We start from the raw sequence: 25,456 nt of genomic DNA on the forward strand, positions 1-25,456 counted from the left end.
TCCGGGACCGTGATCCACGGCCCCGGCACTCTCTTTTTCCCATGATACGGCCCTCGTGCAACGTGCAGGCGTCCGCAGGGGTATCTCGCGCAACCGTGCGATCTTGACGCTGATTGGTCCGCTGTGAGATCCTGGTTTCCTGAACCGGGATTTCCGTGCAAAGATCGGTCATGCTAAATATTTCCGAGGGATACCCTCTTTTAAGATTGTTCCAGCCCGACAGGAAGCAGAGGCATGAAGAGCGGAGACGATGACTGAATGGCAGAAAAGAGGCCGGATCGGCATTCTTTCCCCTTCATGCTCTACCTCCTGCTCGCGATCCTGCTCGCGATGGCCCCCCTCATCTGTCTGATCTCGCTCGTAGACTCTGTCGGGGTTCGCCAGGAACTGGAGACACACACCCGGGAGTTCCGGAACCAGACCGAGTCCGGTGTCACTCTCTCGATCCTCCTGGTGGATACGGGGCTGAAACTCTTCGACAACACCTTAAACCACGAGATGGCGGAGGGATGCGGTCCGGTCCTCGCCGAATACGAACGGGCGGGACGTGACCCGGCAGAGATGGACCTCCTCCGGGTCAGGGAGGAACTCGGCGGCAGGATGGATATCTATGTCGTCAACGCAAACGGGGTCATCGAGTACACCACCTACGCTCCTGATCTCGGCCTCGACTTCCGCGAGATCCCCTCCTTTTACGACCGGATAACGGAACTCCGGCTCGGTGACGCTTTCGCGGCCGACAGGGTCGTCACCGGGATTGCCGCCGGCGAACTCCGGAAGTACGCGTATATGCCCTCGCCCGATCACCGCTGCCTCTTCGAGCTCGGCCTCGTGGAATCCGAGTTCTGCGAGTATCGCACGGCGTTGAACTACGGGGATACTGTCCGGGAACTGGTGAACCTGAACCCGGAGATCCTGGGGATCCGGATATTCAACTGCCTGGGCGAGCGGATCACGGGTGAAGCGCATCCCGACGACGACCGGCGGCTGCCCCTGGTCCGGCAGGCATACCGGGAGAGGACCACGCTTGAAGCCGAGAACGCCACCGCAGGCGAACTGACCCGGTACCTCTTCGTCGATCTGACGGACAGCGGTGCCGCGTCGGATATGAGCATGGTCGTCGAGCTGACCTACACCACGAAGGCCGCAGAGGAGAAGATCGCGGGTCTGCTTGCCCGGCAGGTCGGGATTCTGCTTATCGGGTTTGCCCTCATCGGCTGCCTCTCTGCCGTTGCCGTATTCATCCTGACGCGGCCGGTGCGCAGCCTCGTCGAGGACGTCGATGCCGTCGCCGGCGGCGACCTTTCCCACCCTATCCGGGTGGGCGGGAGCGAGGAGTTCGTACATCTCGGCGAGAGCATCAATGCCATGGTCGCTTCCCTCAAGGAGACGATGCAGAGGCTCCGGGAATCGGAGGAGGAGATCATCCGGCACAGCCACACCCTTGAAGAGCAGGTCCGGGAACGGACGGCCGACCTGGAGGATTCCAACCGCATGGCGACCTTCTTCCTCGACATCATGCGGCACGACATCAACAACGCCAACAACGTTGCAAACCTCTACTCCGACCTCCTTGCCGCCGAGCTTGAGGGGCAGCCCGAAGCCGAGTACCTCCGAAAGGCAAAGATCGGGCTCGCAAAGAGTATGGAGATCGTCCGGAACGTCAACACCATCCAGCATATCCAGGGCGGCCTGCCGTCGCCGGCCCCGGTCGCCCTCGACCGGGTCATCCGGCGCGAGATCGAGCATGCTCCCGGCTCGAGGATCACCTATCAGGGCAACACAGCCGTTGCCCTCGCCGACGACCTTCTCTCTGAGGTCTTCGCGAACCTCATCGGCAACGCCGTGAAGCACGGCGGCCCCGCAGTCGAGATCATCATCCGGGTTGAGGACGAGGGCGAGTTCGTCCGGGTCTCGGTCGAAGACAACGGGCCGGGGATCCCGGATGCCGAGAAGCCCCGGCTCTTCGACCGGCTGCAACGGGGCACGCACCGTGCGGCCGGGACGGGCCTCGGCCTCCACATCTGCCGGATGCTTGTCGAGCGTTACGGGGGGACGATCCGGGCGGAGGACCGGGTCGCAGGCCGTCCGGACCTGGGCGCGGCGATCCGGTTCACGCTCAGGAAGGCCGGGGCAGGAGACGGGCCATGACGGGCGGGCACGGCCGCGGGGTCCGCCCCCGCCGCTTCGGCACGTATCTCGCGCTCGCCATGATCCTGATCACGCTCCCGGCGATCGGGCTCGTTACGGTCCTGGACTACCAGCAGGTCGAGCAGGAACTGATTGCCGGGGAGGACCTGCTTCGGGAGCAGACGGAAAAGAGTGTCGTCCAGTCGCTCTCTCTCGTGGATGCGGGTCTCCGGCTCTTCGACGGCACGCTGGATCAGCGGATGGAGGACGGGTTCGGCCTGGTCCTCGCCGGATACGAACGGGCGGGGAGTGACCCGGGCAGGATGGATCTCATCGCGCTCAAAGAGGAGATCGGCGGGGAGATGGACATCTACATCATCAACGCAAGCGGGGTCATCGAGTACACCACCTACGCTCCCGATCTCGGCCTCGACTTCCGGGAGATCCCCTACTTCTACGACCGGATAACGGAACTCCGGCTCGGCGACGCCTTTGCGGCCGACAGGGTCGTTGCGGAGCCGGCAGGCGGGATATTGCGGAAGTACGCGTATATGCCCTCGCCCGATCACCGCTACCTCTTCGAGCTCGGTCTCGTCTGCAGTTCGACCGATATCGACCGCTACGATCCCCGCTACCAGACCCTGCGAGAGGAACTCGTGCGGTTGCACCCGGCAGTCACGGGGATTCGGATCTTCGACTGCTATGGGAGGCTCATCAACGTGACCGACCCGGTCGACCCGGTAGGCGTCCCGGCCGTCAACCCGGTCGCCGTGGAGGTCTTCGAGACGAAGGAAGATCGGACGCTGACCGATTCGGTTGCCGGGACGATCACCCGGTATATCTTTGTCGACCTCTCCGATCCCCGCTACCCCTCCGATGCGAGCCGGATCGTCGAGCTGACCTCCACGACCGCTCCTCTCGACGCACGGCTCGCGGAGATGCGGTTCAGCCATGCCTTCATCGTGATCCTGGCGAGCCTTGTCGCCTGCGGCATCGCGATCCCGGTCTCACGGCGGATCACCCGGCCGGTGCGGGAGATCGCCGACGACGTCAACCGGATCGCCCGCGGCGACCTCGATCACCGGATCCGTCTCCCCGCCGGGACCGAGTTTGCCCGTCTCTCGAAGAGCATCAGCGCCATGGTCGACTCCCTCAAGGAGAACATCCGGAGGCTCCAGGAGTCTGAAGCGACTTCGCGGCAGTACAGCGCCCGGCTCGAGGAGCAGGTCCGGGAGCGGACGGCCGACCTGGAGGAGTCCAACCGGGCGGCAGCGCTCTTCCTGGATATCATGGTCCACGACATCAACAACGCAAACACCATCGCCATCGGATATACCCAGGTGTTAGTCGACGTGCTCGACGGGGAGCGGCAGGAGATGGCGAGGAAGATGCTCGCGCGGTTTGAGCAGAGTTCCGGTATCATCGGCAACGTCGTCACGCTCCGGCGGGTCAGGGAGACCGGGGCGGCACTGACGCGAGTGGACCTTGATGCGGTGATCCGGACGCAGGTGGCGGATCAGCCGGCGATCCGCTACGAGGGCCGGCCGATTGAAGTCCTTGCCGACGGCCTCCTCTCTGATGTCTTTGCGAACCTCATCGGAAACGCGATGAAGTTCGGCGGCCCCGCAGTCGAGATCGCCATCCGGGTTGAGGACGAGGGCGAGTTCGTCCGGGTCTCGGTCGAGGACGGCGGGCCGGGGATCCCCGACGACGTGAAACCCCGGCTCTTCGGCCGGCTGAGCCGGGGTGACCACATGGCGGCGGGGACGGGTCTCGGCCTCTACATCTGCCGGATGCTTGTCGAGCGCTACGGCGGGACGATCCGGGTAGAAGACCGGGTGGACGGCCGGCCGGACCTGGGCGCGGCGATCCGGTTCATGCTCCGGAAGGCGCCGCGGGAGTAGCCGCCGCCCGGACTATCCTATCGTTCTCCCATCATTCCGACTGGTTCCCTCACAATCAGAGGTTCCCTTCGCACGAAGATTTAGGTGGGATGATCTCCATGTGTGAGTGCTGAAATGGAGACCCTACTCTCGCGGGTGAACACGATCCGGGGCGGCCGGTCCGGCCGGGGGATGCGCACTGAACCCCCGCTTCCGCGCCTCATCCCCTCGCGCGATGGAGGCTTATGACGAGCGCCCCCGCACCGGTTCCGGAGCACCGGCCATTCGCGACCACCCTCATCATAGCCATCCTGCTTATCGTCATCCCGACCATCGGCCTCCTCTCCGTCTACGACTACATCCAGGCTGAGGCGAGGATGACCGCCGACCTGAATACCCTCCAGAATGTCACCGAGAAGAGCATCCGGGAATCGATCACGGACGTAGACACCGGCCTCAAGCTCTTCGACGATTCCCTCAACCTGCGGCTGGAGAGGGGGCTTGCTCTCTTTGTCGAGGAGTACGAGCGGACGGAGAGGAACCCGGCAGAGATGGATCTCTTTGCGCTCAGAGAGCAGCTTGGGGGCGATATGGACCTCTACGTCATCAACGCGTCGGGGGTCGTCGAGTATACCACCAACTCTCGCGACCGGGGCCTTGATTTCAGAGAGAACCCGGACTTTTACGCCGAGATCACCCGGATGCGCCTGGGAAACGGGTTCTCGCCCGATCGCGTGGTGTACGAACGCACAACCGGGGAGGTCTGGAAGTATGCCTATATGCCGACGCCGGACCACCGGTACCTCCTTGAGATCGGGCTCGTGCCGAGCGCGTTCGTGGAGGAACGGAACCGGCTGCGTGCACAGGAGAGTGCGCAGGAGTTTGTTGCCTTAAACCCGTATCTCGAATCGATCCGCGTCTACGACATCTTCGGCAACCCTGTCGGGGAGGGTGACGAACCTCCCGATCCCGCGACCCGGGCACTCCTTACCGGGACGATCATCCCCAAAAGGACCGATTACGAGGTTCGCGACGAGCACGGAAAGCAGATCCGGTACCTCTTCATCGACTTAAAAGACCCGGATTACCCCTCGGACCCGAGCGTCGTCGTCGAGCTGACCTACAACACGGCGCTCATCCAGAGCCAGCTCGACCGGATGCTCTACTACCGTGCTGCCGTTGCGGCCCTTGCGATCGTTCTCTGCAGCGCGGTCATCTTCCTGGTTGCCCGCCGGCTCACGCGCCCGATCGAGGAGATCATCGATGATGTCGATATCATCGCGCATGGGGATCTTGACCACACGATCCGGGTTTCGGCGACCCGCGAAGTCATGAGGCTTGAGCGGAGCATCAACACGATGGTCGCGAGCCTCAAAGCGGGGATGCGACGTCTCCAGGACTCGGAGGAGATGGTCCGGGAGTACAGCGAGAGTCTGGAGGAGCAGGTCCGCGAGCGCACGGCCGAGTTGCAGGAGTCGACGGAGAGGGCGAACCTGTACCTCGATATCATGACGCACGATATTAAGAACGCCACGAACACCGCGAGCCTCTACACGGAGCTCCTCATGGAAGAACTCGAGGGAGAGCCGCGGAGTTATACCGGGAAGATACAGAAGAGCCTCGGCAAGAGTATCGAGATCATCAGGAACGTCAATACCATCAGGCAGATCCGGGAGGAAACCACCGTCCTTCGGCCGATAGCGCTCGACCCCGTCATCAGGGGGGAGATCGAGCACTACCCGGACGCAAAGATCGCGTATCCGGGCAGCACGGCCGTTGTCCTTGCTGACGACCTGATCTCCGAGATCTTCACGAACCTGATCGGCAACGCGGCGAAGTTCGGCGGCCCCGCAGTCGAGATCGCCGTCCGTGTCGAGGAGCGCAGGGATGATGTCGTGGTCTTTGTCGAGGATACCGGGCCGGGCATCCCCGACGAACGGAAACGAAGCCTCTTCAACCGTTTCAGCGGGGGCGAGAGCGAAAAGAGCGGCCTGGGCCTCGGCCTCTACATCTGCCGGATGCTTGTCGAGCGCTACGGGGGGACGATCCGGGCGGAAGACCGGGTGGAAGGGCGGCCGGACCTGGGGGCGGCCGTCAGGTTCACGCTCAGGAAGGCTGCCTGAGGCCCCTTATCCGATGATCTCCTGGACCCGGCCGACCTGGCCGTCCTGGAGCCGGACCTTGATCCCGTGCAGGTGAAAGGAGGAGTTCGTCAGGATCTCGGCGACGACGCCGCGGGTGCGCTTCCCGGTCTTCTGGTCGCGTTTGAGCACGATATCCACCGTCATCCCGGGGCGGATGGCGGCCCGGTTCTGTCCGTTCATGATAGAGGAAAGGGCGGCGCGGGGTTACTCCTCGCCGCCGTCCTGCTCCGGCTCCGAGCCGTTCGAGCCGGGGATGGTCTTCATCTGCGGGAAGAGGAGGACCTCCTTGATCGAGTCGTTTCCGGTGAGGAGCATCACCAGGCGATCGATCCCGATCCCGACGCCGCCCGTCGGGGGCATCCCGTAGCCGAGCGCGTTGATGAAGTCATAATCGATCATCTGCGCCTCGAGGTCGCCCCGCCGGCGCTTCGCGTCCTGGAGTTCGAGCCGTGCCTTCTGGTCGAGGGGGTCGTTTAACTCCGAGAAGCCGTTTGCCATCTCCATCCCGGCGATGAAGAGTTCGAACCGCTCCGTGAACCCTTCCTTTGTGCGGTGCTTCTTTGCGAGCGGCGAGTTCTCGACGGGGAAGTCGTAGACGAACGTCGGCCGGATGAGCTGCTTCTCGCCGAAGTGCTCGAAGAAGAGCACCAGGTACTCGCCCCGGGTCGTGGCGCTCTCGCAGCCCTCGACGCAGTGCTCGAGGCCGAACGCACGGAGTTCTTCGAGGCTCATGGCCTGGAAATCGATACCGGCGTACTCCCGCACCGCCTCCTCCATCGAGAGGCGGCGCCAGGGGCGGGAGAAGTCCAGATCCTGCCCGGCGAACAGGACGGTCGTGTTCCCGCAGACCTTCTCTGCAAGGTGGGCGAAGATCTCCTCGGTGAGGTCCATCATGTCGTTGTAGTCGCGGTAGGCCTCGTAGATCTCCACCATCGAGAACTCGGGGTTGTGGTTGGTATCGATGTCTTCGTTCCGAAAGTTCTTCGCGATCTCAAAGACTTTGTCGAACCCGCCGACGACCAGGCGCTTGAGGTAGAGTTCCGGGGCGATCCGGAGGTAGAGTTTCTGGTCGAGGGCGTTGTGGTAGGTGGTGAACGGCCGGGCGTTCGCGCCGCCGTAGATCGGCTGCAGGGTCGGCGTCTCGAACTCCAGATACTCCCGCTCGAAGAGGAACTGCCGGAGGAGCGCGATGATCCTGCTCCGGGTCCGGAAGGTCTCGCGGCTCTCGTCGTTCATGATCAGGTCGAGGTAGCGCTGCCGGTAGCGGGTCTCGACGTTCTTGAGCCCGTGGAACTTCTCCGGGAGCGGGCAGACCGACTTCGTGAGGAGCTCGAACCGGTCGACCCAGATGGTGATCTCCCCCATCTTTGTCCGGAAAACGTGGCCGACGACGCCGATGATGTCGCCCGCGTCGACATACTGCTTGAACAACTCGAACTGCTCCTCGCCGAGGTCGTTCTTCCGGAGATAGAGCTGTATCCTGCCGCACGAGTCTCCCATATCCGCAAAGATCGTCTTGCCGTGCTGGCGGACGATGTAGATGCGGCCCGCGGTGCTGACCGCCTCCTCGCTCTTCTCGTGCCCGATTGCGGAGAACCGTTCCCGGATCTCCTCGACGGTATCCTTGCGCTCAAAGGTGTAGGGGTAGACCGTCACCCCGCGCCCGCGCAGTTCCTGTATCTTATCGATCTTTGTCGTATCAAAACAGAGACGATCCATATCACTCATAGTGTAAACGCTCCATTCAGCCTGCAGCCCCATATTCTTCTGTAAATCCGGGTTAGGCCACGCTCAGGGGAGGTCGGGCCGTATGCTCACGGATGAATCCTATATAACATCTCCTTCCGGTGCTATTAATGTTTGAGGAGCCCCAGGCCGAAGGGCTGTGGCTCGAGCACCGTCAGGTGTGAGGAGCCCCAGGCCGAAGGGCTGTGGCTTGAGCAACCGCGAAGCGTCTTTGCGTCCGGACCCGTGCCTTCACGGTTACTGCCGTGCATAGACGCCGGAGGACGGATCTGCCCGTCACGAAGGGACGGGATGCCGGTCGCCCCGTGTATCATCACGCGCACGACGGGGGTGCTGGAGTTCGTCGCCGGCGACAAATCCAATGCGTAAGAAGGTTATACGAGTTATCGTCTATAGTGTGAACATGGAGTGGGAGACAGAGAGAGAGGCAGCGGTAGGGAGGCTTGCCGCTGTCATCGGCGAATGCCGGAAGTGCCCTCTCTGGGAGAACACCCACCATGCGGTCCCGGGGGAGGGGAACCCCGGGGCCGACCTCATGCTCATCGGCGAAGCGCCGGGAATGCAGGAGGACCTCACCGGGAGGCCGTTTGTGGGGCGGGCGGGAAAACTCCTCGATAGCCTCCTCTCGGGTATCGGTCTTGCGCGAGACGACGTCTTCATCGCGAACATCGTCAAGCACCGGCCGCCCGGGAACCGTGACCCGCGGGACGAGGAGATCCTGGCCTGCACCCCCTATCTTGAGGAACAGATCCGGCTCGTCGCGCCGGAGGTGATCGTGATGCTCGGCCGGCACTCGAGCAGGTATATTCTCTCCTTCCTGCCGGTCCGGTTCGACCGGATCACGGAGATCCGCGGGACGGTCTACCGGGGCCTCCTCTTCGGTCACCCGGTCCGCCTCATCCCCACCCTCCACCCCGCCGCTGCGCTCTACAATCCGGGATACCGGGAGTCCCTGGAAGAGGATTTCCGCGTGATCAGGCGTGAACTGGCGGGAGCAGGAGGATCAGCGATAGAAGACTGAGGGAAGAATGGCAAAAGAGCGGTCATGTGGGGCGGTCGTCGTCCGGTGGAATACGGATCTCCAGTACCTCATCCTGCAGTATGGGGCCGGACACTGGGACCTGGTGAAAGGGCACGGCAGGCGCGGCGAGAGCGAGGTGGAGACCGTACTCCGCGAACTGGAGGAGGAGACCGGGATCACCCGGGCCGCGTTCGTCCCCGGGTTCCGTGAGGAGATCCACTACTTCTTCCAGCGCCGCGGGCGCACGGTCTATAAAGAGGTCATCTACTTCCTGATCGAGACCCCGGAGGAGGAAGTGACGCTCTCCGACGAGCATATCGCCTACCGTTGGCTCCCCTACGGCGAAGCGCTGCATACGATCACCTTCGGGAACTCAAAGCGGGTTGTCGCGAGAGCACACGAGCGCCTGGTCACGGTCCGGAATCGGAGAGGCAAGTGACCGTACGTTCCGGGCCCTCCGCCCTTTCTCACATCTTCCTGTCTTCCGGGAGCTCGCTCACCTCCTTCCCGAGGAAGTAACTCACGACGGTCCTGATGGTGACGAGCGACCCGAGGATGACCAGGTCCTGGAGCGTCGGTTCGAGGATCGTCTTCAGGACGTCGGCGGCGACGAAGAACTCAAGGCCGATAAGGATGCGCGTGGTAAACGCCCACCGGATGTCGTGGTAACTCATCTCCCTGAGGCGCGTCTCCCGCGCCAGCAGTTCGACGATCGCGATCACCGCGCCGTAAACGATGAAGAGCGCCCCGAATGACCCGAGGGCCGTCTCCACGATCTCGATGAACATCTCGAGCACCATGGCCGGCGGGTGTATCGGCGGCGGGGAGTTTATAGGTTCCCGGAGGCCTTCACGGCAGCCGGCTTCCGGTCAGTCCCCCTCCGGTGCGAGGGGGACGACAACGGAAAACCCGTTATACCGCTCGACCGTGACCGGGACGCCGTAGACCGCCCCGATACTCTCCGGCGTCACCACCTCGGGCCCTCCGGCAGCGTGGATGACGCCGCCTTTTAAGAGGATGAACCGGTCGGCGTAGCGGAGCGCCATGTTGAGGTCGTGCATCGTCATCACGGCGGCGACGTTGTGTTCTTCCGCCACGCGCCGGACGATCCCGAGAATCTCGAGCTGGTTCCTCAGGTCGAGGCTGCTCGTCGGTTCGTCGAGGAGGAGCACCCGGGGCTCCTGCACAAGCGCCCGCGCGATGCTCACCTTCTGGAGCTCCCCGCCGCTCATCTCGTCGATGTGCCGGAGCGAGAGGTCTTCGAGGCGGAGCATCCGGATAGCCGCCTCGACGATCCGGATATCCGTCTCCGTCACGTTCCACCCGATATGCGGCCGCCGGCCGAGGAGAACGGCGTCGAAGACGGTCATCCGGCCCGCCTCGCACCGTTGCGGGACGTAGCCCACGTTTCGCGCGATCTCCATCCGGTCTGCCTCGAGGAGATCCATCCCCCCGACGAGGACGGACCCGGCCTTCGGCCGCAGGATGGCGTTCATGCACTTCAAGAGCGTCGTCTTGCCGACACCGTTCGGGCCCAGGATCGCGAGGACCTGGCGCGGAGCGAGGTCGAACGTGATCTCCCGGAGGACCGGCGTGCTCCGGTAGGTGAAGTCCACGCCGTTGACATCGAGGATCATCGCCGGTACCCCACGACAAGCAGATAGATGAAGACCGGTGCGCCGAGGAACGCCGTCAGCACGGCGACCGGAAGGACATAGGGTGCCACGACGACCCGGGCGACCGTATCCGAGGCGAGGAGGAGGAGCCCCCCCGCCACGCAGGAACCCGGGATCAGGTAGCGCTGGTCGTCGCCGATGACCCTCCGGACCATATGCGGGCAGACCAGGCCCACGAAGCCGATGACGCCGAGGAACGAGACGATGACGGCAGAGACGAGCGCCGCAACGACCATCCCGACGTCCCGGACCCTCTCGACGCTGACGCCGAGCCCCTTTGCCGTCTCGTCGCCGGCATCGATCGCGTTGTAGTTCCACCGGTTTGCGATGAAGTAGAGCGTGGCCGCCGTGACGACGAGGGTCATGATGCCGAGTTCCTGCCAGCTGGCCCTTCCGACGTCGCCGAACGCCCAGAAGACGACGGCGGCAAGCTGTGTGTCGTCGGCGAAGTACTGGAGGAACATCGTCCCCGCCGTGAAGAGGGAGGAGAGCGCGACGCCGGCAAGCACCATCACCTCGGGCGACGTCCCGCGTATCCGGGATATGAGGAGGATCACCAGCGTCGCAAGGAGACAGAAGAGGAACGCCACGATCGTCGTCAGGTAGGGGTTGTTGAGGGTGACGGCGTCGGCGATCGTCGACTGCATCTGTCCGGTGCCGCGATGACCGAGACGGCAGCCCCGAAGGCGCCGGCGTTCGATATCCCGAGCGTGAACGGGGATCCGAGCGGATTTCGGAGGATCGACTGCATGGCGACGCCGGCCACCGAGAGGCCGATACCGGCGACGATCGCGGCAAGCGCCTGCGGGAGGCGGATGTTCCAGACGATCAGGTCCGTGCTCGTCGTGCTCACGGCGGCGCCGGGGTGGAGGAGCGCGTTGATCCGGTCGACGATGCCGTTTGCGATCGAGAGGAAGACATCGTAAGGGGGGATGTTGACCGCACCGATCGATATGGAGACGATCAGGAGGAGGAAGAGGAGGACGGTCCCCCCGAGTATCCAGAGGCGTTTCTTCCGCACGTATCCCTGGTAGTCTGCGGGGATGGCCCCGTCTGCAAAGTGCATCCCGTCATCTCCTCCTGCCCGGACCCGGGCTTACAGCGGGATCTCCGCAAAGCCGAGGTTCTGGTACTCGCTGTTGTGCTCGGCAAAGACCGGTTTTCCAACAAAGAACGTGTAGATCTCGTCCGCCTTCTCCGCCGGGTCGATCTCGGCGAACCGGTCCGGGTACAGGGTCTTCCCGATGAAGTAGGCGTCGGCAAGCACGGTCTCGTAGTTCGTGTAATAGAAGTTGTACGGAAGAACGCCGTAGACCCGGCCCTCCTTCGCGGCAGAGAGCCCCTGGAGCGCGGGGTCGGTCTTCAGCTCGCCGATCGCCCCGCCGTTGTCCAGCTGGGTCGTGCCGGCATCTATGAAGATATACTCGGGGTCCCAGTCGACGAGCGCCTCTTTCGCGACGTCGGCGTGGGCGGTGCCGAGGCCTGCTGCGACATTCTTCGCGTGCACCCAGGAGAACGGCGGGTAGGACGGTTCTGTGGAGACGATGCCGTGGGCTCCTGATGAAGAGACCCCGCCGACGTAGACCCTCTTCTGCTCAGCCTCGGGGATATCGCCGGTCCGGCGCTCGAGGTCGGCCACCGTCGCCTCGATGTAGGCGATCACCTCTTCGGCCCGGTCCTCCTTCCCGATAACCTGCCCCATCGTGCGGAGGGTCCCGTACACCTCGGCCTTCTCGGCGTCGTTCGTGAGCGAGCCGTAGGGGAGCGCTACGACCGGGATGCCGGTCTTCCTCTGGAGTTTGTCGGCCTCGGCAATACTGGTCCCGTGCGCTGCTCCGGCCACGCTGGTCTTGAAGACGACCTGCGGGCCTATGCCGAGGATCTTCTCGGGGTCGTCCTTGCCCCGGAACTCGCCGATCAGGGGGAGGTTCTTGAACTGTGACCCGTGGGCGAGGGCATAGGGACGGCCCTCCCTCACCTGCTCTTTCTTCTCCTGGTCGTCGACGCCGACGACGAGGTCCCGGCCCTGGAGATAGACGAGGTAGCGGAGGCACCCTGAGCCCGAGCAGACGACGCTCTCCGGGGACGACGCGACGGTGACCGCCCGGCCGAATCCGTCGATGACCGCGGCGGTCTGGCCGGTGCCGCCCTGGACGACGGCTGGATCGGTATCGGTGCCGGTACACCCGGCGGCGAGCATGGCGAGAACGAGGGCCGCAAGCACCACGGCCGTGAGCAATCCGGTGTATCGGGGCGATAACATACAAATATCTGTACTCGTAACACACTTTATTATAGTTATCGAATTACGACCTACGATATATGATGTATTTCCCATTTGTACTACCAGGGCCGGTGCATGGACCTTGACCCCCGGGCGCGGGAAGGTGGATAACTATTATGGGCGGTCGGACCAATTCCCCTGACAGGGAGACCGGTCGTGTCCGGGTCGCATGAGCGGGATACGGTTGAGGGATACGCATGCCGGAGAGGATGTTAACCGAATCTGAAGGATACCGCCTGCTGGAAGCATGCGGGATACCCGTGCCGCCCCATCACCTCGCCACCAGCGCCGGGGATGCACGGACTGCGGCGGGAGAGATTGGCTACCCGGTCGTCATGAAGATCATCTCACCGCAGATTGTCCACAAGAGCGACGTCGGCGGGGTTGTCACCGGGATCGAGGGGCCGGATGACGCCGAAGAAGCCTATCGCACGATCCTGCAGAACAGCACTGCCCGTGCTCCGGAGGCGACGGTCACCGGCATCATCGTCGAGAAGCAGATGCCGGAGGGGCTCGAGGTCCTGATCGGCGGGAAGACCGACCCGTCGTTCGGGAAGGTCATCACGTTCGGCCTCGGCGGGAAACTGGTGGAGCTCCTGGAGGACGTCTCGATCCGGGTCCTTCCCGCGAGTGACGACGAGATCCGGGCAATGATCCGCGAGATCGAGGGCTACCGGCTCATCCGGGGGTACCGGGGGGAGCCGCCGAAGGACGAGGGGGCGCTCGTCCGTATCATCGCGGCGATGGCACGCATCTTCATCGAGGACCCCCGGATCCGGGAGTTCGACTTGAACCCGGTCATCCTCTACGAAGAAGGAGCCAGCGTCGTCGATGCGAGGATCATCGTCGGGGATACCACCGGGGGCGCCGCCGCCCGCCTCAGCATCCGGGCGCCCCCGGACCTCTTCTACCCGAACTCCATCGCCGTGATCGGTGCCTCCGCAAGCCCCAAGAAGGTGGGCTACTCCGTCCTCCGGAACCTGCTCTCCTTCCCCGGCGACCTCTACCCGGTCAACCCGGCCCGGGCCGAGGTCTTCGGACGGAAGGCCTACCCCTCTGTTGTGGATATCCCGGGCCCGGTCGACTGGGCAGTCATCGCCGTCCCCGCCCGCCTCGTCCCGGGGGTGATGGAGGAGTGCGGGGAGAAAGGTGTCCGGCTCGCCGTCATCGTCACCGCCGGATTTCGCGAGATCGGCGGCCCCGGCGCGACCCTCGAAGAGGAGGTTGTGGCGATCGCCAGGAAATACGGGATCCGGATCATCGGCCCGAACTGCCTCGGGGTGATGATGCCTCATATGGGGATCAACGCCACGTTCGACCCGGTCTCGCCGCGGGCGGGCGATGTGGCTTTCATCTCCCAGAGCGGCGCGATCATCACCACCGTCGTCGACTGGAGCCTTCCGGAGGAGTTCGGGTTCTCCAGCGTCATCAGCGTCGGCAACCAGGCGGATCTCGGGTTTGAGCATTACCTCCGGTTTGCCGAGCAGGACGAGAAGACCCGGTCGGTCACCCTCTACGTCGAGGAGATCCAGGACGGGCGCGGGTTTATGCAGATCGTCGGCGAGGTCGCCGGGCGAAAACCGGTGGTGGCGGTGAAGTCCGGGTCGTCGCGGAAGGGCAGGGCCGCGGCGTCGTCCCATACCGGCTCGCTTGCCGGAAGTTACGACATCTACGTCGCGGCGTTTCAGCAGGCGGGAGTGATCCCGGCCCGGAGCCTGCGGGATGCCTTCAACCTGGCCGAGCTCCTGGCGTCCGAGGGCTACCCGCAGGGGAAGCGGGCGATCGCCGTCACCAGTGCGGGCGGGTTCGCCGTCCTCGCCTCCGATTACGCCGAGTTGCACGGGATCGATATGGTCGACCTCCCGGAGGATGTGCTCCGCGACCTCAACGCGTTCCTGCCCCCGTTCTGGAACCACTCAAACCCCATGGATATCCTCGGGGACGCCGACGCCGAGCGGTTCGCCGCCCTCTTTAACGTGCTGATCCGGCACCAGGAGTTCTGGGACATCGTCTTCGTGATCGCCGTGCCGACAACGCTCGTCGATCCGGCACACGTTGCAAACGAGATCGTCCGGCTCTCCCGGAACACGGAGAAGATGGTGGTGGGCTGCATGCTCGGCGGCGACAGTATCCGGAGCGGTCTGCACATCCTCCGGGGCTGCCGGATCCCGAACTTCGAGGAGCTTGAGGATGCGTTCAAGGCGGTAGGGAGCATCCTTTCGGTCAGGACCGCACGGCCGGGTGAGCAGTCCCGCCCACCCCGTGACGGACAGTGTCCGGGCGGCGGGCGGTAATGCCCGTTCCCCTCCTGTATTTCCGGAAACCTTTTATGTTTCTCCCACGTTCCGGCAGATCGGAACGAATGGCGGAACCCCGCCGAGGAGATGCATACGGATGCTGTTTGAGAAGATTAAGTCCGATGTTATTGCTCACAATTCATACATCATCGGGGCGGGCGGAGAGGCGGTGGTGATCGATCCGAGACGCGACTGCCTGATCTACGCGAAGATCGCCGAGCGCGAGAATATGAAGATCACGAAGATCTTCGAGACGCACAAGAACGAGGACTACGTCATCGGTTCCCGCGAGCTCGCCCGGCCGACCGGCGCGGAGATCCTGCACGGGGCGCGGGAGGAGTTCGGGTTCGGTACCGGCGTCCGGGAGGGAGAGGCCTTCCGGGTCGGGCCGCTTGAGTTCGAGGTCCTGGAGACCCCGGGCCACACCGTAGAAAGCATATCCCTCCTCCTCCGCGACCGGTCGGTCTCCGACGACCCGCTGATGGTCTTTACCGGCGACGCCCTCTTTGCCGGGGACGTGGGCAGGACCGATCTTGCCGGCGCGGATAAGCGGCGGGAGATGTCGGAGATGCTCTATGCGAGCCTGCACGAGAAACTCCTCCCGTTTCCCGACGGGGTGATCGTCTGCCCCGCCCATGGCGCAGGGTCTGTCTGCGGCGGGAATATCAGCGACCGGGAGTATACGACGATCGGCTACGAGAAAGCGACGAACCGGCTGCTCTCGGTGGAAGAGGAAGAGTTCGTCGAGCGCAAGGTGCACGAACGGCTCTACGAACCCCGGTACTTCGTGATGATGCGGAACCTCAACCGGGAGGGTCCGCCCCTGATCTACAACCTCCCAAACCTGCGGCCCTGCTCCGCCCGGGAGATCCGCTCTCTCCTCGACAGGAAGGCCCAGATCGTCGATATCCGGTCGCCGACGAGTTTCGCCGGCGGGCATATCCCGGGCACCCTGAACATCTGGCGGCAGGGCCTCTCCCTCTACATGGGCTATTACCTGAACTACGAGGATCCGATCGTCCTGGTAGACGACTTCAACCTGGACCTGGACACCGTGGTGCGCCACTTCGTCCGGCTCGGCTATGACAATATATCCGGCTACCTCGCCGGGGGGTTTGCCGCCTGGTTCAAGCAGGGTGAGAGCATCGAGCGGGCCGGCATCTGGTCCCCTGCGGACCTTGCCGAGCACCTGGACGACCCCTCAATCTGGGTCCTCGATGTGCGGAACGTCAACCACCGGGAGGAGGACGGCTACATCCGGGGATCCCACCACATCTACGTCGGGCACCTCGAAGAGCACCTCGCGGAGATCCCGGAGGATAAGCAGGTCGTCGTCCACTGCGATGTCGGGTATAAGGGGAGCCTTGCGGCAAGCATCCTCGAGAAGCACGGTTTTGCGAACGTCATCAACCTGCTCGGGGGCACCGTCGGGTGGGAGGCGGCGAACTATCCGCTGGTGAAGGAGGAGCCTCTTTACGCCGCTCCGGCGATGTAGAACAATGCGGGCGGATCGTGGTTGTCGGTGCTGAAAAGAACGGGGTCGGGTCAGCCGGCCCCGGGCAGGCTCCCGCACGTAAGAGGAGGTGGGTGGATATAAGGGCTGACCGCTCCCTCATCTCGCCTTCGCCTCCTCCCACTCGATACAAACCCTGATCGGCACCCTCTCCCCGAGCGCTGCCGCGACCGGCGAGCGCCGGTAGGCGTGGTCCACGAGTTCCTCGATCTTCTCCCGCGGGGCGTCGGCGTCCACCCGGACGGTCAGGCGGATCTCTTCAAGACCCGGGTAGATATCCTGTCGCGAATCGCACCTTCGATGCTCAAGCTCCGGCCCTTCGGCCCGTCGCACTTCAAGGAATCCCCCGAGGTCGAGGTCGCCCGCAACGTCGATCTCGATCAGGTCGACCTCGATCCCGTCTTCGGCCGCGCTATAGGCGATACCGACCGCGATACAGGCGGAAAGCCCCGTGAGCACCAGTTCCGTCGGGCTCGGCCCCCGGTTCGTCCCGCCGACGACGGCCGGTTCGTCGGCCGGGATGGCGAAGTTCCGGACGATCGTGGTCGAGTGCGCACCGCCGTTCCAGCTCGTGATGCCGGAGAGGGTCCGTCTGCCCGCCGCCGCATCCCTCCGCATTGCGCCCGTAAGGGCATTCACACTTTTCATATCGACCCCGTTTCGCAACAACGTAGAGCCTCTCACAGGATCTCGCCGTCAGACGATCGGCTCCGGCGACCTCTCCCGCGACCTCATGAGCCGCAGCATCTCATCGATATCGGTCGTCGGGATGTCGCAGGCGTAGTTGGTGCAGACGTATGCCGTCGCCTTCTCCTCGATCATCACAATATCCCGGGTGAATCCGGCGACCTCCACGATCTCCGGTCTCTCCTCCCCGGACGGGCGGAAGATGACGAGGGAATCGGGCGTATACCGTGAACGTATGGCACGGACCATCGCCGTCGTATCCTCAGCGCCCGGCATCCCGGTGACGACCACCTCAAAGTTCGGCCCCAGCATGAACTCAAGACCGGTGAGGAAGTGGGTGTGGCCGGCAGGGCTTTTGCGGACGGTCCCGGCAAAGGTGAACTTCATCCGGTCGGCCGTCTCCTCGAGTTCGAGGTTCGCCGTCATCCGTGCGAGAGCAAAGAGGGCCTGCATGGCCACGCTGTTGCCGGAGGGGATCGCCCCGTCGTAGACCGGTTTCTGCCGGACGGGAGCATCCCCGTCGTCGGGGGTGAAGAAGAACCCCCCGCCTTCGCAGTCCCGGTAGCGGGCGACGAGGTCCCGGGCGAGTTCGGTGGCGGTCCTGAGATAGCGGGGGGCAAACGACGCCTCGTAGACCTCGATGAGAGCCCAGAGCATGAAGGCGTAATCGTCGAGGGTCGCGGCAAGACCGGCCTCGCCGTTCCGGTAGCGATGGAGGAGCCGCCCGTCCGGCCGCCGGAGGTTCTCGAGGACGAATGCCGTCGCCTTCTCCGCCGCCGCCAGGTACGCCGGGTCGTCGAAGGCCCGGGCGGCTTTGGCAAGAGCCGCGATCATCAGGGCGTTCCAGTCGGTCAGGATCTTGTCGTCCTTTGCCGGGCGGACCCGCTTCTCGCGGGCTGCAAAGAGCCTCTGCCGGGCGCCTTCCACGAACCAGGAGAGGTCCTCCTCCGACATCGAGAACTCGTGAGCCCAGGATGCCAGCGGCCGGCGCATGCGGAGGATGTTCTTGCCCGTCCGCCTCGCGCCCGGCTGCTCCCGGTAGTTCCCCGGCTCCGTGACGTTAAAGACCCGCGAGAACCGTTCGCCGTCGTCTTCCCCGAGGACCCCGACGATCTCGTCTTTCGTCCAGAGGTAGAACTTCCCCTCCTCGCCCTCGCTGTCCGCATCTTCCGCCGAGTAGAACCCGCCGGCAGGATCGGTCATGTCCCGCAGGACGTAGGCGATCGTCTCCCGTGCGGTCCGGGCAAACTCCTCCCTTCCCGTCGCAAGATACGCCTCCGTATATGCCATCACCAGGAGCGCCTGGTCGTAGAGCATCTTCTCGAAGTGCGGGACGAACCACTCGGCGTCCGTCGAATAGCGGTGGAACCCGTAGCCGACCTGGTCGAAGATCCCGCCCCGCCGCATGGCGTGCAGCGTCTTCTCGACCATCGTGTAGGCCGGCTCCTTCCCGGTCCGGTTCCCGTAACGGAGCAGGAATATGAGGTTGTGCGGAGTCGGGAATTTGGGTGCGTCCCCAAACCCGCCGTTCTCACCGTCGAAGACCCGGAAGAGGGTCTCGTAGGCCTCATCGAGAACGGCCTCGTCAAGATCGCTCTCCCCCGGCGGGGTGCGGGCCGCGCCCTGGAGCGCCTCCATCACCTGACCGCCGGCGTTCTCGAGGTCCTGACGCTGGCTCTGCCAGACCTTGCTGATCCGGGGGATGAGGTCGAGGAGCCCGGTCATCCCGTAACGGCTCTCTTTTGGTATGTAACTCGCTGCAAAGAACGGTTTTTTGTCGGAAGTCATCAAGATGGTGAGCGGCCACCCCCCCGTTCCCGTCAGCGCGTGGGCGGCCGCCATGTAGACCTGGTCGATATCCGGCCGCTCCTCGCGGTCCACCTTGATGCAGACAAAGACGTCGTTTAAGAGTTTTGCGACCTGAGGGTCGCGAAACGACTCCTCTTCCATGACGTGGCACCAGTGGCAGGCCGAGTAGCCGATGGAGAGGAAGATCGGTCTGCCCTCCTCCTGCGCCCGCGAAAAAGCCTCTTCACCCCAGGGATACCAGTCGACGGGATTATGGGCATGCTGGAGCAGGTATGGGCTCTGTTCGTGGATCAGCCGGTTGGGAGGCGACTCCTCCCGCACCGGGGCTTCTGGCGCTTCCGGGTCGTGTCCGCGTGCCGGGTTCATACTCCTGACGTGCGGATGCAGCCTAATAAAGGTGACTCTTCCCGGTAGAAATGACGCTCCGCGCGGGACCGCCGGGACCCCCCTTCGCGGATTCGCGAATCGCACCCTTCGCCCCGTCATCGATTGAGATCGGTAGCGCGGCTTCAGATGGGGCTGGTATGGGGTCAAAAAAAGAAGAGATCTCGGTCACAGGCCCCGCTCACTCCGCGATGGGGATCTCCTTCGTCTCCTCAGCGACCGGCTGGACATAGGGGACGTCCACGGCCAGGAGGCCGTTTCGGAACGTTGCCTTCGCCGCGTTGGGATCGACGGGGCAACCGATCGCATAGGTCCCGACGTAGCGGACGTCGCCGCGGGAGGCGTCGATCGAGAAGCTCGTCTCCTGCATCTTGAAGGTGATATCCTTCTTATCAACGCCGGGGAGTTCGATCTCGATGTGAAGGTTCTCTTCGTTCTCATCCGAGTAAGCACAGACATAGGGTGCGACTCTTAACGCTGCCATCTCATACCCTCCTATTCGGCAACAGAGGAGTGAGTGTGCTATTTAACGTTTAGCATTGTTCGGCCTTCTCGCACCCGCGCTTCCGGGCGGCGGATCCCGGGCTGTGCAGCACGTGGACGGTAGAGGGAGGTTTTATCAGGAGGGCGTCAAGTATCATGCATGAGCGAGCGGTTCATCTTCACCCGGCACCGCACCCGCTGCTACCACTGCGGCGAGGACGCCCCCCAGGTCATAAAAGCGGTCTCCACGCAGGCGCAGGTGATCTGCTCTGCATGTGGCGCGACCCGGATCTTCATCCCCCGGTTTGAGAACAGCAGGGCTTTCGGCATCTGCACGCCCCTCGGCCGGCACGACCTCTGGGAGATCGAGGCCGACGGGCGGTGCAAACATTGCGGGGTGACCGGCCTCCACGACCTCGCGATCGGGTCCGGCCACTTCACGACCCGGTGCCGCAACTGCGGCTACACGCACTTCTACCGGTTCAACCTGGAATATATGGCGAAATGCCCTGTCGACGGAGCCGACGAGGTCAGCGCTCCTCGCGGACCATCGTGATGGCCTGTTTTGGGCACTCGTTTGCGCAGATGCCGCACCCCTTGCAGTAGTCAAGGTCAACGTTGAGCTCCTCGTCGATGACTCCATCCGGGCAGTACTGGGCGCAGAGCCCGCAGGCGTTGCACGCCTCCTTGTCGACTACGGGCCGGAACGTCCGCCAGGACCCTGTCTTTCCCGAAGAGGCCTCTCTTGGCCTGCTGAGCGCAAGTCTCTCTCTCATACCTTCAGCTCCTCGTACGCCGCCTCAGCGGCTTTCACGTTCCTCTCGTCGGAGAACATCTCCTGGATTGCCGCCCGCGCCGAAGGGAGGCTGACGACGCCCATCTTCGCGAGCGCCCCGATCACCGGGGTGTTCAGGATCGGGCTTCCGGCAACGACCAGGTTCGTTGCGAGCGCGATCCCGGTCAGGTCGACGTGACGGCAGATCCCGTTGCACCCGGAGATCGGGTGGGCGCTGTTTAAGAGGACCGTTCCATTCTTCTTCAAGCCCTGCAGGACATCCACCACGTCCATGATGCTCGCATCGAGGACGATCACGAGGTCGGGCTCGTGGATCTGGCTGTAGATCTTGATCGGTTCGTCATCGATCCTGACGAACGAGACGACCGGCGCTCCACGCCGTTCCGCCCCGTAAAACGGACAGGCGGTTGCGTATTTGCCGTCCCTGAACGCCGCGAGGGCGAGGAGCTTTGCGGCGGTGACGCCGCCCTGCCCGCCCCGGGAGTGGATCCGTATCTCATACATGCTCGCTCACCCCAAACCACATCTCTTCACCGGGACGCCGATCCCGGACAAACCCTGCGATATCGTTGTAGGTGACCTCCTGGCCGCCGAGCCCGGCGATCACGCTGTAGGGCTCGATGCCGGTCTTCGACCGGATCGCGTGGGCCACCACGCCCCCAAAGCCGAAGGAGTAGTCGCGGTCGATGACGACGACCTCCCGGCCGGCAAGGTCGAGGTCCGGGAAGGGGCGGAACCAGCGCAGGCGCATGGACCCGGCCTTGATCCCCTCGTCGCGGAGGAGATCGACGGCCACCTCGGCCTCTTTGCCGAGCGTTCCCATTGCGACGACGACGACATCGGCATCCTCGCACCGGTAGTCCTCCGTGGGACCGTATGAGCGGCCGAACCGCTCCGCGAACTCGCGCTCCACATCGGCGATGACGCCCTTTGCGTCGCGCATCGAGCGCTCGATATCCCAGCGGAACTTGAAGTAGTCGTTTGAGAAGGTCATGGGGCCGTAGACGCAGGGGTTCTCCGTATCGACGGCGTGCGGGAGGTGGTAGGGAGGCAGGAAGTCGCCGATATCGACCGTCTCCAGCGCCTGCGTGATGTGGCTCAAGGAGAACCCGTCCAGGTTGACCATCACCGGGAGGAGGACCCGCTCGTCCTCGGCGATCTTAAACGCCATCAGGGTGGTGTCGTAAGCCTCCTGGACCGTGGCCACGAAGACCTGCAGCCAGCCCGTGTCGCGCTGGGAGAAGGCATCGGTGTGCTCCGCCCAGGTGTTCCAGCCGGGGCCGAGGGCGCGGTTGACGTTCGCCATCACGACCGGGAGACGCGCGCCCGCCGCCCAGTGGACCATCTCGTGCATGTAGAGGAGGCCGTGGGAACTCGTCGCCGTGAAGGTGCGCACGCCCCCGGCGCTCGCCCCGATGCAGGCGGCCATCGCCGAGTGTTCGCTCTCCACGGGGATATACCGGCTCTCAAGGTCGCCGTCGGTGACGTACTCCGCGATCTGCTCCACGATCTCGGTCTGGGGGGTGATCGGGTATGCGGCGACGACGCCCGGCTTTGCGGCTTTCACCGCGGCCGCGACTGCCTTGTTGCCGGTCGCGATCGTCAGCATACGCCGGCCTCCTCGCGGGAAAGACGCTGGATATTCTGTTCCACCTGCTGCCGCATCAGGTCGAGGATCTCAGGGTTCACGTTCTTGAACCGGCCCTGGCCACGGATGTAGTCCTCGAGCGGCGCGGGCTTCTTCATCGCGGTCTTCGACGGGCCGTTGATCGTGAGTTTCCCGAACTCGCGCTCGTAGAGGATCCAGGTCCCGGTCTTCACAGCCAGTTTCCCTATCTCGACCGTCTTCTCCGTGGGGTAGCGCCACCCCGGCGGGCACGGCGCGAGGATGTGGATGAACTTGGGCCCCTCGATCGAGAGCGCCTTCTTCACCTTCTTGTAAAGGTCGAGGGGGTAGGCGCTGCAGGCGGTCGCCATGTAGGGCGGGTTGTGCGCCTCGACGATCCGGTCGAGGTCCTTCTTCGCCGTGGGCTTGCCGCCGGGCGTCGTGGTGGTGCGCGCGCCGAGCGGTGTCGCGCCCGACCGCTGCATGCCGGTGTTGCCGTACGCCTCGTTGTCGTAGCAGATGTACAGGAAGTTGGTCCCACGCTCAAAAGCCCCGGAAAGCGACTGGATCCCGATATCGACCGTTCCGCCGTCGCCTGCGTAGACGATGACATTGGTCTTCTTCCCACGGGTGGAAAGAGCGTTGCTCATGCCGGAGGCGCAGGCAGCGGCTGCGGCAAATGCTATGTTATAGACAGGCACGCCCATCGCCGTGCCGGGGTACGCCCCCTGGATAACGCTGGTGCAACAGGCAGGCACGACCAGAACGGTATCGGGGCCGGCCGCTTTCAGCACATAGCGCAGACAGAGGGAAGAGCTGCATCCCGCACACGCGGACGTGCACTTATAGAGATACTCCTCCTTTGGAATCGCGGACAAATGTTTACACTCCTCTCCTCACTAATCTGTCACCATTTGTAATGAGAGTTTTGCGGTATCAACTTCCTGCATCCAGAGGAATTCTGGCAGAACGGGCGGTGACACGATGTCGAAACGCGATATGCGCAAAAAATGAGGTGGGTCAGGGGCCCGGAACGTCCGCCGACCCCCCGCACCCCGTCTCAGTTCCCGGTTCCGCTCCCGGGCATGCGCCTCTGTGGCGCCGAGTCCGGCCGAAGCGCCCTGCGGGCCAGGCCGGCGAAGCACTTGAAGCAGAACGGGGTGAAGAACCAGACCATCATCTCGAGGATGGTAAGAGGGCCGTTGTGGCGTATCCGGTAGCGGTAACTCTCAATGTTCATCCTCATGTAGACCGGCGCGACCTCCTCGAACCACCGCCTCTCGGTGATCTCGCCCTCGGCGACCTCCCGCGAGATCTCGGCGAGGAAATTCTTGATATTCTCGCCTTCGAATCCCGTGGCGATGTGGGGGATGAAATTGTCGTCGACGAGGAGCGGGGTCACGCGGCACTCCCCGACGACGCCGTTCTTCTCGAGGTCGACCGCGAGGACGATCGCCTCTCGCGAGAGGTTGTGAGGCCAGCGGTGCTCGAACTGGAGCATCCCGAGCGAGTAGGCGATGAGCCCCCCGTGGTATCGCTCGATCGCCTGCATGGTATGGGGGTGGTGGCCGAGGATCAGGGTGGCCCCCGCGTCGATGAGCCGGTGCGCAAGGTCGACCTGGTCGGGCGACGGGTAGTATACCATCTCCGCCCCCCAGTGCAGCGAGACGGCGATGTGGTCGCACCGGCCCGCGAGCGAGGCGATATCCCCGATGATCTCCTCCTCGACGAGCCGGTTGATCGAGACTTCGCGGGAGAGAACGAGTTTGCCGATCGTGTAGCCGGCAAACCCGACCCGGATGCCGTTCCGCTCAAGGATGACCGGTTCCTGCCGGCTCTCCGTCGCCGAGCCCCCGAGCGGGAGGATGCCCCGGCTCTCGAGGGAGTCGAGGGTGTTCCTGAACCCCTCGGCGCCGCGGTCGCCGGAGTGGTTGTTTGCAACGCTCAGGACGTCAAACCCGGCATCCACGAGGTACCGGGCCGCATCGGGCGATATGGAGATGACGTGATGCTTCTCTGCCGGCTCCCCCGTCTCCGAGAGAGTCGTCTCCAGGTTCCCGAAGAGGATGTCCTTATCTCCGAGGAGATGCCGGACCTCCGCAAACGGGTCCCGGTTGCCCTCTGTCCGCAGCCAGATGTCGCCGGCTGCTATCAACCTGATTCCGTTCTCCATTCTTTCTCATCCTCTGATATGCCCCACCGGTCCAGCGGTAGATCCTGTATCAGGAACTGATACTTCCCAAGCCGGGTGCGGGGGATCTTCGCGACGAAGCGGATGGTCACATCCACGTCGCCCTCAAACTTCTCTCCGAGTTCCCGAAGGATCCACGCCGTGTCCTCTTCAGTATACCTGGGTCTTTTTACGATCCGCAGCAGGACCTCCCCTTCTCGCTTCTGGTAGAACTGGAACTGCGCGACGTTGTCAAAGACACCGGAGTGCATGTTCACCGCGGTCATCGGTATGAGCCGGCGGTCCTTCGTCACGATGAACTCCTGGAGCCTTCCCTCCACCTTCTCGAGCAGTGGGTAGGCGCGGCCGCAGGAGCACGGCGCGTTCCCGAGGACGGCGGCGTCCATGGTCCGGTAGCGGATGAGCGGGCAGACGAAGTTCGTGAGGTTCGTCGTGACCACTTCGCCCGTCTCGCCCGGTCCCTCGACGGGCCGGCCGTCCCGCCCGATCAGTTCCACGATCCCGTACTCGGGGAAGACATGGTATCGGGTGCTCTCCTCGCACTCTCCGGCGAGCACCGTCTGCTCGGAGTTCCCGTACCAGGAGAAGACCCGGCACCCGAACGCCTCGCGGATGAGGTCTCGCTGCCAGGGGTAAAGGTTCTCGGACCCGCAGAGGACCGCCTTTACCGTGGGGAACGGCTCGATATCGTGCTCTTCCATGTAACGGGCCAGGATCGCGGCGATCGACGGGTACGCCTGGATGAACCGGGGTTTGAACCGCCGGATCCGGTCGATGTAGGCTGGCATGGTCTCCTCGGTCATGTG

General features: G+C 63.9%; 22 protein-coding genes and 1 pseudogene. 8 read left to right on the top strand and 15 right to left on the bottom strand.

From position 1 onward, the window contains the following. Nucleotides 1–258: 258 nt before the first annotated feature. The 3 genes from BRA49_RS05520 (at nucleotide 259) to BRA49_RS05530 (ending at nucleotide 6,136) form a co-directional block, all read left to right on the top strand. Nucleotides 259–2,151 carry a sensor histidine kinase gene (locus BRA49_RS05520; RefSeq protein ID WP_292384221.1) on the top strand — a complete coding sequence of 631 codons (1,893 nt, stop codon included), beginning with the start codon at nucleotides 259–261 and terminating at the stop codon, nucleotides 2,149–2,151. Then, nucleotides 2,148–4,034 (top strand): HAMP domain-containing sensor histidine kinase, encoded by a 1,887-nt coding sequence (locus tag BRA49_RS05525; RefSeq protein WP_292384223.1) that lies wholly within the window; start codon nucleotides 2,148–2,150, stop codon nucleotides 4,032–4,034. The genes BRA49_RS05520 and BRA49_RS05525 overlap by 4 nt, the downstream gene beginning before the upstream one ends. Before the next feature lie 224 nt (nucleotides 4,035–4,258). Beyond that, entirely contained in the window at nucleotides 4,259–6,136 is a 1,878-nt protein-coding gene (locus tag BRA49_RS05530) for a sensor histidine kinase (protein ID WP_292384224.1), read from the top strand. A 6-nt stretch (nucleotides 6,137–6,142) separates the two neighbouring features. Here the strand turns inward: BRA49_RS05530 and BRA49_RS05535 are convergent, their stop codons facing one another. Both BRA49_RS05535 and lysS read right to left on the bottom strand, forming a co-directional pair. After that, nucleotides 6,143–6,337, bottom strand: a complete 195-nt coding sequence (locus BRA49_RS05535) for a YwbE family protein (protein WP_292384226.1) — start codon at nucleotides 6,335–6,337, stop codon at nucleotides 6,143–6,145. 24 nt (nucleotides 6,338–6,361) lie between these two features. Next, entirely contained in the window at nucleotides 6,362–7,885 is a 1,524-nt protein-coding gene (gene lysS, locus BRA49_RS05540) for a lysine--tRNA ligase (RefSeq protein WP_292384227.1), read from the bottom strand. A 421-nt stretch (nucleotides 7,886–8,306) separates the two neighbouring features. On the opposite strand from lysS, the gene udg reads away from it, so the two are divergent. Both udg and BRA49_RS05550 read left to right on the top strand, forming a co-directional pair. Further along, the gene (gene udg / locus BRA49_RS05545; protein ID WP_292384229.1) at nucleotides 8,307–8,924 is read left to right on the top strand and encodes a type-4 uracil-DNA glycosylase; all 618 of its coding nucleotides are present in this window, start codon (nucleotides 8,307–8,309) and stop codon (nucleotides 8,922–8,924) included. A gap of 7 nt (nucleotides 8,925–8,931) precedes the next feature. Further along, complete coding sequence (locus BRA49_RS05550) at nucleotides 8,932–9,363, top strand: bis(5'-nucleosyl)-tetraphosphatase (RefSeq protein ID WP_292384231.1); 432 nt, start codon at nucleotides 8,932–8,934, stop codon at nucleotides 9,361–9,363. A gap of 28 nt (nucleotides 9,364–9,391) precedes the next feature. Here the strand turns inward: BRA49_RS05550 and BRA49_RS05555 are convergent, their stop codons facing one another. The 4 genes and pseudogenes from BRA49_RS05555 to BRA49_RS05570 form a co-directional block, all read right to left on the bottom strand. Then, entirely contained in the window at nucleotides 9,392–9,724 is a 333-nt protein-coding gene (locus BRA49_RS05555) for a DUF1622 domain-containing protein (RefSeq protein WP_292384232.1), read from the bottom strand. Between the two features lie 69 nt (nucleotides 9,725–9,793). Continuing rightward, the gene (locus BRA49_RS05560; protein WP_292384233.1) at nucleotides 9,794–10,561 is read right to left on the bottom strand and encodes an ABC transporter ATP-binding protein; all 768 of its coding nucleotides are present in this window, start codon (nucleotides 10,559–10,561) and stop codon (nucleotides 9,794–9,796) included. Then, nucleotides 10,558–11,666 (bottom strand): annotated as a pseudogene (locus BRA49_RS05565) (FecCD family ABC transporter permease). Before BRA49_RS05565 ends, BRA49_RS05560 begins: the two are co-directional and overlap by 4 nt. A 30-nt stretch (nucleotides 11,667–11,696) precedes the next feature. Continuing rightward, complete coding sequence (locus BRA49_RS05570) at nucleotides 11,697–12,863, bottom strand: iron ABC transporter substrate-binding protein (protein ID WP_292384235.1); 1,167 nt, start codon at nucleotides 12,861–12,863, stop codon at nucleotides 11,697–11,699. A gap of 230 nt (nucleotides 12,864–13,093) precedes the next feature. Here BRA49_RS05570 and BRA49_RS05575 point away from each other — a divergent pair, with 230 nt between their 5' ends. Both BRA49_RS05575 and BRA49_RS05580 read left to right on the top strand, forming a co-directional pair. Next, nucleotides 13,094–15,178, top strand: a complete 2,085-nt coding sequence (locus tag BRA49_RS05575) for an acetate--CoA ligase family protein (protein WP_394339106.1) — start codon at nucleotides 13,094–13,096, stop codon at nucleotides 15,176–15,178. 100 nt (nucleotides 15,179–15,278) lie between these two features. Beyond that, complete coding sequence (locus BRA49_RS05580; protein ID WP_292384239.1) at nucleotides 15,279–16,676, top strand: MBL fold metallo-hydrolase; 1,398 nt, start codon at nucleotides 15,279–15,281, stop codon at nucleotides 16,674–16,676. A 117-nt stretch (nucleotides 16,677–16,793) separates the two neighbouring features. On the opposite strand, the gene BRA49_RS05585 is transcribed toward BRA49_RS05580, so the two are convergent. From BRA49_RS05585 to BRA49_RS05595, 3 genes are all read right to left on the bottom strand, one after another. Next, the gene (locus tag BRA49_RS05585; RefSeq protein WP_292384240.1) at nucleotides 16,794–17,342 is read right to left on the bottom strand and encodes an OsmC family protein; all 549 of its coding nucleotides are present in this window, start codon (nucleotides 17,340–17,342) and stop codon (nucleotides 16,794–16,796) included. A gap of 48 nt (nucleotides 17,343–17,390) precedes the next feature. After that, nucleotides 17,391–19,556, bottom strand: coding sequence for a thioredoxin domain-containing protein (locus tag BRA49_RS05590; RefSeq protein WP_292384241.1), 2,166 nt, complete (start codon nucleotides 19,554–19,556; stop codon nucleotides 17,391–17,393). 199 nt (nucleotides 19,557–19,755) lie between these two features. Next, on the bottom strand, nucleotides 19,756–20,058 hold the full coding sequence (locus BRA49_RS05595) for an Hsp20/alpha crystallin family protein (protein ID WP_292384243.1): 303 nt from the start codon (nucleotides 20,056–20,058) through the stop codon (nucleotides 19,756–19,758). Between the two features lie 159 nt (nucleotides 20,059–20,217). On the opposite strand from BRA49_RS05595, the gene BRA49_RS05600 reads away from it, so the two are divergent. Then, nucleotides 20,218–20,613: a hypothetical protein gene (locus tag BRA49_RS05600; RefSeq protein WP_292384245.1), complete on the top strand. Its 396-nt coding sequence runs from the start codon at nucleotides 20,218–20,220 to the stop codon at nucleotides 20,611–20,613. Here the strand turns inward: BRA49_RS05600 and BRA49_RS05605 are convergent. The 6 genes from BRA49_RS05605 to BRA49_RS05630 all read right to left on the bottom strand — a co-directional run. Continuing rightward, nucleotides 20,588–20,833: a 4Fe-4S binding protein gene (locus tag BRA49_RS05605; protein WP_292384247.1), complete on the bottom strand. Its 246-nt coding sequence runs from the start codon at nucleotides 20,831–20,833 to the stop codon at nucleotides 20,588–20,590. The two genes, BRA49_RS05600 and BRA49_RS05605, sit on opposite strands and share 26 nt — an antisense overlap. Next, on the bottom strand, nucleotides 20,830–21,357 hold the full coding sequence (locus tag BRA49_RS05610; protein ID WP_292384248.1) for a 2-oxoacid:acceptor oxidoreductase family protein: 528 nt from the start codon (nucleotides 21,355–21,357) through the stop codon (nucleotides 20,830–20,832). Before BRA49_RS05610 ends, BRA49_RS05605 begins: the two co-directional genes overlap by 4 nt. Then, nucleotides 21,350–22,462, bottom strand: a complete 1,113-nt coding sequence (locus tag BRA49_RS05615) for a transketolase C-terminal domain-containing protein (protein WP_292384250.1) — start codon at nucleotides 22,460–22,462, stop codon at nucleotides 21,350–21,352. The genes BRA49_RS05610 and BRA49_RS05615 overlap by 8 nt, the downstream gene beginning before the upstream one ends. After that, complete coding sequence (locus BRA49_RS05620) at nucleotides 22,456–23,337, bottom strand: thiamine pyrophosphate-dependent enzyme (RefSeq protein ID WP_292384252.1); 882 nt, start codon at nucleotides 23,335–23,337, stop codon at nucleotides 22,456–22,458. Before BRA49_RS05620 ends, BRA49_RS05615 begins: the two co-directional genes overlap by 7 nt. 182 nt (nucleotides 23,338–23,519) lie before the next feature. After that, nucleotides 23,520–24,632 carry a CapA family protein gene (locus tag BRA49_RS05625; RefSeq protein WP_292384253.1) on the bottom strand — a complete coding sequence of 371 codons (1,113 nt, stop codon included), beginning with the start codon at nucleotides 24,630–24,632 and terminating at the stop codon, nucleotides 23,520–23,522. After that, nucleotides 24,611–25,456: phenylacetate--CoA ligase family protein (locus tag BRA49_RS05630; RefSeq protein WP_394339107.1), on the bottom strand; the 846-nt coding region annotated here is incomplete at its 5' end. The genes BRA49_RS05630 and BRA49_RS05625, both read right to left, overlap by 22 nt.

The organism is Methanoculleus sp. UBA430, assembly GCF_002506585.1.
In the GTDB taxonomy this organism is placed as follows: Archaea; Halobacteriota; Methanomicrobia; order Methanomicrobiales; family Methanoculleaceae; genus Methanoculleus.

What these genes read in the sequence shown, in the direction of transcription:
- BRA49_RS05570 (WP_292384235.1), bottom strand. Translation starts at nt 12,863, where the DNA reads ATGTTATCGCCCCGATACACCGGATTGCTCACGGCCGTGGTGCTTGCG.
- BRA49_RS05560 (WP_292384233.1), bottom strand. Translation starts at nt 10,561, where the DNA reads ATGATCCTCGATGTCAACGGCGTGGACTTCACCTACCGGAGCACGCCG.
- BRA49_RS05535 (WP_292384226.1), bottom strand. Translation starts at nt 6,337, where the DNA reads ATGAACGGACAGAACCGGGCCGCCATCCGCCCCGGGATGACGGTGGAT.
- BRA49_RS05575 (WP_394339106.1), top strand. Translation starts at nt 13,094, where the DNA reads ATGTTAACCGAATCTGAAGGATACCGCCTGCTGGAAGCATGCGGGATA.
- BRA49_RS05550 (WP_292384231.1), top strand. Translation starts at nt 8,932, where the DNA reads ATGGCAAAAGAGCGGTCATGTGGGGCGGTCGTCGTCCGGTGGAATACG.
- BRA49_RS05610 (WP_292384248.1), bottom strand. Translation starts at nt 21,357, where the DNA reads ATGTATGAGATACGGATCCACTCCCGGGGCGGGCAGGGCGGCGTCACC.
- BRA49_RS05625 (WP_292384253.1), bottom strand. Translation starts at nt 24,632, where the DNA reads ATGGAGAACGGAATCAGGTTGATAGCAGCCGGCGACATCTGGCTGCGG.
- BRA49_RS05555 (WP_292384232.1), bottom strand. Translation starts at nt 9,724, where the DNA reads ATGGTGCTCGAGATGTTCATCGAGATCGTGGAGACGGCCCTCGGGTCA.
- lysS (WP_292384227.1), bottom strand. Translation starts at nt 7,885, where the DNA reads ATGAGTGATATGGATCGTCTCTGTTTTGATACGACAAAGATCGATAAG.
- BRA49_RS05585 (WP_292384240.1), bottom strand. Translation starts at nt 17,342, where the DNA reads ATGAAAAGTGTGAATGCCCTTACGGGCGCAATGCGGAGGGATGCGGCG.
- BRA49_RS05605 (WP_292384247.1), bottom strand. Translation starts at nt 20,833, where the DNA reads ATGAGAGAGAGACTTGCGCTCAGCAGGCCAAGAGAGGCCTCTTCGGGA.
- BRA49_RS05600 (WP_292384245.1), top strand. Translation starts at nt 20,218, where the DNA reads ATGAGCGAGCGGTTCATCTTCACCCGGCACCGCACCCGCTGCTACCAC.
- BRA49_RS05520 (WP_292384221.1), top strand. Translation starts at nt 259, where the DNA reads ATGGCAGAAAAGAGGCCGGATCGGCATTCTTTCCCCTTCATGCTCTAC.
- BRA49_RS05580 (WP_292384239.1), top strand. Translation starts at nt 15,279, where the DNA reads ATGCTGTTTGAGAAGATTAAGTCCGATGTTATTGCTCACAATTCATAC.
- BRA49_RS05530 (WP_292384224.1), top strand. Translation starts at nt 4,259, where the DNA reads ATGACGAGCGCCCCCGCACCGGTTCCGGAGCACCGGCCATTCGCGACC.
- BRA49_RS05590 (WP_292384241.1), bottom strand. Translation starts at nt 19,556, where the DNA reads ATGAACCCGGCACGCGGACACGACCCGGAAGCGCCAGAAGCCCCGGTG.
- BRA49_RS05525 (WP_292384223.1), top strand. Translation starts at nt 2,148, where the DNA reads ATGACGGGCGGGCACGGCCGCGGGGTCCGCCCCCGCCGCTTCGGCACG.
- BRA49_RS05595 (WP_292384243.1), bottom strand. Translation starts at nt 20,058, where the DNA reads ATGGCAGCGTTAAGAGTCGCACCCTATGTCTGTGCTTACTCGGATGAG.
- udg (WP_292384229.1), top strand. Translation starts at nt 8,307, where the DNA reads ATGGAGTGGGAGACAGAGAGAGAGGCAGCGGTAGGGAGGCTTGCCGCT.
- BRA49_RS05615 (WP_292384250.1), bottom strand. Translation starts at nt 22,462, where the DNA reads ATGCTGACGATCGCGACCGGCAACAAGGCAGTCGCGGCCGCGGTGAAA.